This is a genomic window from Thermoflexus sp., assembly GCF_040289485.1.
Classification (GTDB): Bacteria; Chloroflexota; Anaerolineae; order Thermoflexales; family Thermoflexaceae; genus Thermoflexus.
Map to the genome: position 1 here is coordinate 1 of NZ_PSLG01000108.1, position 3704 is coordinate 3704.

At 69.0% G+C, this 3704-nt stretch carries 4 protein-coding genes; 3 read left to right on the plus strand and 1 reads right to left on the minus strand.

Annotated elements, in window-relative coordinates; all coding sequences use genetic code 11:
* Nucleotides 1–123: 123 nt before the first annotated feature.
* Nucleotides 124–1287: a CRISPR-associated protein Csx3 gene (locus C4313_RS11330; RefSeq protein WP_352429961.1), complete on the minus strand. Its 1164-nt coding sequence runs from the start codon at nucleotides 1285–1287 to the stop codon at nucleotides 124–126.
* Nucleotides 1288–1346: 59 nt separating this feature from the next.
* Here C4313_RS11330 and C4313_RS11335 point away from each other — a divergent pair, with 59 nt between their 5' ends.
* The 3 genes from C4313_RS11335 to cas6 all read left to right on the plus strand — a co-directional run bounded on the left by C4313_RS11335 (nucleotide 1347) and on the right by cas6 (nucleotide 3566).
* Nucleotides 1347–2264: a CRISPR-associated ring nuclease gene (locus C4313_RS11335; RefSeq protein WP_352429962.1), complete on the plus strand. Its 918-nt coding sequence runs from the start codon at nucleotides 1347–1349 to the stop codon at nucleotides 2262–2264.
* 67 nt (nucleotides 2265–2331) lie between these two features.
* Nucleotides 2332–2721: a CRISPR-associated protein Csx15 gene (gene csx15 / locus C4313_RS11340; RefSeq protein WP_352429963.1), complete on the plus strand. Its 390-nt coding sequence runs from the start codon at nucleotides 2332–2334 to the stop codon at nucleotides 2719–2721.
* A 35-nt stretch (nucleotides 2722–2756) separates the two neighbouring features.
* Nucleotides 2757–3566, plus strand: a complete 810-nt coding sequence (gene cas6 / locus C4313_RS11345; RefSeq protein ID WP_352429964.1) for a CRISPR-associated endoribonuclease Cas6 — start codon at nucleotides 2757–2759, stop codon at nucleotides 3564–3566.
* The last annotated feature ends 138 nt before the right edge of the window (nucleotides 3567–3704 follow it).

Sequence of the window (3704 nt, forward strand, 5' to 3'; positions counted from 1 at the left end):
GGCGATCATAATAATCCATCCCACGCCATGGGTCAAGTCCCCCCGTCGGCTCCGAAGGCGGTCCTTCGGACCCCCGATCGCCCCCCATCCATGGGGGGTCCGCCGGCTTCTGGCCTAGCCCCCTCACCCGGGGGGCTGCACCACCGCCCCCACCGGCCAGGCGGGATCCCGGGAGAGGACCACAACGGCGCCGGGGAAACGGGGGTCGAAAACCGCCAGGGCCTCCAGGCCGGCCCAGGCGCGGGCCAAGGCCGTCCACAGCCAGAGGGGCAACTTCCCGTCCGCCACCCAGCGCTCGCCGGGGACGGCGGCGGGGACGGCGGCGCCGTCGACCTCCTCCCGGTCCAGATACGGATGCGCCCGTGTGATCCCAAGCCAGCGCCAACCCGCCGGCGCCGGCCTCTCGACGAAGCGCAGGGCCCCTGCTTCCGGAAGACCGGGCTGGGGGAGGAGGGTCGGCGGCGCCATCCACCCCCAGCGGGGGTCGAACTGGAACAGGGAGGCTGGGAAGGCCAGAGCGGCCAGAGCCGCATACAGCCAGGCCGGCCCCCGCCCGTAAAGGGCCATCGAGGCGCCGGACGGCAGGTCCTCCAGGACCCGGGACAGGTCCTCCGGCGCCCAGCGCGGCGCTTCCCCTTCCCAGCGGACCCCGATCCGGCGCGCCAGGTCGTCCAGATCCACATACCAATCGACCTCGGGGGCCATCATCCGATGGTAGCGGCGCAGCTCCTCGGGGCGATAGGCGAAGAGGGCAGCCAACCGGTTCACCAGCGCCTCGAACACAGCCCCCTCGGCCCGGCGGCCCCGTTCCAGCCCGGCGATCACCCCGCGCAGCACCGGCTGATCCTCGTGGATCTCGGAGGGGCCTTCCGGCCGGGAGTCCAGATCGGCGATGAGGTAGAGGCCGTATTTGCGGATCGCACGGAGCCAGTCAGGCCGGAAGGTCGGATCGCGGGTCACCAGGATGGCGTGGGTGGCCATGGCGAAGATGGCCTCCTGCTCCGGCGTCGGCTGCCCGCCGACGTCGATGAGCAACGGCAAGTGACGGCGGCGGATATCGCGGCAGATCCGTTCCACCCAGCGGCGGTCGAAGGCCCCTTTGATCCGGAGCAGACGCACATGGTTGGGATTCCCCTCATAGAACCAGTCGCCCTCACCGTCCGGCGCGGCCCGCAACACATAATGGGCCACCCCCCGCCGCCGCAGCGCGTAGGATAAACTATAAGTTAGAACCGACTTGCCTGAATGGGGAGGCCCGCCGATGAGAACGGCCGGGAACAGCTCCATGGTTGAACCCCTTCGCTGGAAGGTCCTCGTTTCCCCGTAAGGAAAGCCGGGAGGGTGCCATGGCCCTTCGATCGGAGAGCGTGATGCTGGCGACCCTGGGGGGGCAGCCCCAGGTGATCACCTTCGCCCTGGACGCCCTGCTGGCCCAGGGAGAGAACATCGTCGAGGTGGTGATCCTCCACTTGGCCCCTTCGGATCCCCGCACCCGCCGGGCCCTGGAACGGCTGGGCCAGGAGTTCCTCGGCGACTTTTATGGCCCCGCCCGCCGAGCCATCCGCCTCCGCCGCGTCATGCTTCGGAACGGCCTGGAACCCCTCGTGGACATCACGGACGAAAGGGCGGCGTCGGCCCTTCGGGAGCAATTGCGGGAGATCGTGCAGGCCGAGAAGGCCCAGGGGCGGACGCTGCACCTGGTGCTGACCGGCGGCCGTCGACTCCTGGCCCTGACCCTGGTGCCCCTGGCCATCCTGTATCTGGACTATTCGGATCGGATCTGGCACCTGTATACCCCGCGGGAGATGCAGGCGAAGGTGCGCGACGGGCGCCGGATGCATGTCGGCCCGGAGGCGGGCGTCCGCCTGATCCAGGTCCACCTGCCCCGCTGGGGGGTGGACTTCCCCGCCCTCCGGTGGCTGGCCACCACCCGGATGGCCCCGACGGAAGACCCCGACGGCCTGCGCCGCTGCGACGAGGTGTGGGCGCAATTGACTGAGGCCCAGCGACAGGTGCTGCGGGGCATCGCCCAGGGTCTGACGCCGACGGAGGTGGCCGAACGGCTGGGCCGCTCCCCGAAGACCGTCAACAGCCATCTGGAGCGCATCCGTGAACTGTGCCGCAACGCCTGGGAGATCCCGCCGGATCGCCCCCTCAGCTACCATCATCTTCGCGACTGGTTCCGGTCCTTCCCCCCTATCTTGCGGCGGACGGCCCCGGAGGGCATCGGAAAAACTTCCGATGCCGATGGGAAGTTTTCCTGATGTGGGATGAGGGGCATGGGATTAAACTCAGGGACGGAGACGCCTACACCGTCCCAGGAGCGCCGCTGTGATCGTGCTCAACTTCGCCCACCCGTTGACAACCGAACACCTGGACCAAATCGCAGCCCTTATCAACAGGAAGATCCAACAGGTGATAACCGTGGACGCCCAGGTGGACCCCCACCAACCCTTGGTGCCCCAGGTCGTCGAAATGGTGGATCGCCTGGGCTTCAGCCCGCAGGAGTGGCAAACCCTTCCGTTGCTGATCCTGTTGCCATCGCTGAACTACTCCGCCGGCGTGCTTCTGGCGGAACTGCACGGCCGGATCGGTCATTTCCCCGCCATCGTGCGTATGCGTCCGGCCTCGACGGCGGTGCTGCCTCGATACGAGGTGGCGGAGATCATCCACCTGCAGGCCGTGCGGGATGCGGCGCGGGCACGGCGGGGGAGCGGGTGAAGGCCGATGGCCCACACCGGTTTGGGAGGAGCCGCATGCGGCTCAAGATCGTCCTGGGCTTCCCGCGGCGGTCGCTGCTGCCCTGGGACTATCCCGAGTGGCTGCGGGGGCTGGCCTACACGGCCCTCGGGCGCGGGGTGCCGCAGATCGCCCAGCGGCTGCATGAAGAGGGCTGGCGGGGGGACAGGGGACGGCGGTACAAGCCCCTGACGTATTCCTGGCTGCACGGGCTGAGACCGGACGGCGTGGGGTTGTGGGCCGAGGGATCCGCCACATGGTGGATCGCCTCGCCGATCGGGGCGGTGGTGGAGGCCCTGGCCCTGGGGCTGTTGCGGGGGCCGGACCTGCGGCTGGGCCCCTACCCGGTGCAGGTCGAGCGGGTGGAAGTGGAGCCGATCCCCTCCCTCGAGGGTCCGGTGACCCTGGTCACCCTCTCGCCCATCACCTTGTCGACAGGGGAGCGACGGCCGGACGGGCGCCTGGTCAAGCGGTACCTCTCGCCGGAGGAGCCGGCCTTTGAGGAGGCGCTCGTGGAGAACTTGCGGCGAAAAGCCGAGGCCTTCTGGGGGAGGCCGGCGGCGGGGGAGATCCGGATCCGGATCCATCCGCCCTACCGGTCCAAGCTGGTTCGGATCCACGGCACCGACATCCGGGGGTGGATGTTCACCTGCACCGCCGAGGGGGACCCGGAGTTGCTGCGCCTGGGCTACCTGGGTGGCCTCGGCGAACACACCGCCAGCGGGTTCGGGATGGTGGCGCTGGCGCCGACGGCCGACCGCCCCGCGCGCAGACAGCCCCTTCCACCAGCGCTTGAACGGAGCGGAGGACAATGGGCCCGATCCTAGACCTTGTTAAAAATTTCTTGGATACACTCGAAGCTCGCTTGCGGGATGCGGCTTACCTTTACGCGGACACCCGGATCCCGAGGGTGCGACTCTATGATCACCTTCGCCTCACGGCTGGAATCGCGACGGCCATGGTCG